The 1,632-nt window shown below is 50.7% G+C and carries 1 protein-coding gene; it reads right to left on the minus strand.

Annotated features, from left to right (window positions below; genetic code table 11):
- On the minus strand, positions 1 to 1,632 hold a 1,632-nt coding region (locus K8S19_07925; GenBank protein ID MCD4813603.1), incomplete at both ends, for a hypothetical protein.

Raw genomic sequence — 1,632 nt, forward strand, 5'->3', positions numbered from 1 at the left:
TCGGGGTGGCTGTTGGTGTAGCAGTATAGGTCGGCGTATGCGTCGGGGTGGCTGTAGGGGTCGCTGTATAGGTCGGCGTATGCGTCGGAGTGGCTGTAGGGGTCGCTGTATAGGTCGGCGTATGCGTCGGAGTGGCTGTAGGGGTCGCTGTATAGGTCGGCGTATGCGTCGGAGTGGCTGTAGGGGTCGCTGTATAGGTCGGCGTATGCGTCGGAGTGGCTGTAGGGGTCGCTGTATAGGTCGGCGTATGCGTCGGAGTGGCTGTAGGGGTCGCTGTATAGGTCGGCGTATGCGTCGAGGTGGCTGTAGGGGTCGCTGTATAGGTCGGCGTGTGCGTCGGAGTCACCGTTGGTGTGGCAGTCAGTGTATAAACCTCAACATACTGAACCTTTCCAACCGGAGTCAAACTTACATAAGCACCATTGTTAAGATAACCGCTCCAATAATACAAACCACCCACGCCAGGCGCTGTGGCAGTCAAGGTAATGCTATCAAAAGATCCGGGAGCAAGCGGTGGCGAATAAGTAACCATAATACGTTGACTGGAAAAGGCAACCGTTCCATCCTGGACATTTGAGACAGGGGTATCGGGAACAGCCCAGCCATTGGGAATCTCAATATAAAGTGTATCAACCGCGCCGGCTGATGTAATTAAAAGATATTCATAATCTTTCATTTCCAAAGCATCAGAATTATTTGGTTCAATATAACTATTTGCACCCGGTACCACCGTTGATGTAAACGTCGGCGTCATGGTGAAAGTTGATGTTGGCGTTGCGGTCGGCGTGATGGTGAATGTCGGAGTATGTGTTGGAGTCACGGTCGGCGTGATGGTGAATGTCGGGGTATGCGTTGGGGTCACGGTCGGCGTGATGGTGAATGTCGGAGTGTGTGTTGGGGTCACAGTCGGCGTGATGGTGAATGTCGGAGTATGTGTTGGGGTCACGGTCGGCGTGATGGTGAATGTCGGAGTATGTGTTGGGGTCACGGTCGGCGTAATGGTGAATGTCGAGGTATGCGTTGGCGTTGCGGTCGGCGTAATGGTTGGTGTAATCGTATTCGTAGGTGTGGCAGTTGAGGTTAGCGTTACGGTATAGACTTCAACAATCTGACTTTTTCCATTAGGTGTTGTAACTGTATAAGCACCATCATTCAGATAAGAACTCCAATAATAAATCCCGCCAACACCCGGCGCAGTCGCTGTCAAGGTAATGCTATCGAAAAAACCCATAGCAAGCGGCGGCGAATAACTAACTACAATCCGATTGGCAGAGAAAGATACACTCCCCGCCTGAACATTGGATGCGGGTGTCTCCGGCACCGCCCACCCTGTGGGAATTTCTATTGAAAGCGTATCAATTGTTCCTTGCGACTGAGAAATTAAAATATATTCATAATCCTGAACCTGATTGACATTGGAATTATTGGGATCAATATAACCATTTGCCGCCGGCGTCATCGTAGATGTCGGTGTATGTGTTGGCGTATACGTCGGTGTATACGTCGGTGTATGTGTTGGTGTATGTGTTGGTGTATGTGTTGGTGTATGTGTTGGTGTATGCGTTGGTGTATGCGTCGGTGTATGCGTTGGTGTATGCGTTGGTGTATGCGTTGGTGTATGCGTTGGTGTAT

This window comes from bacterium (genome assembly GCA_021108215.1).
Lineage (GTDB): Bacteria > Oederibacteriota > JAAXVQ01 > JAAXVQ01 > JAUVAV01 > JAIORK01.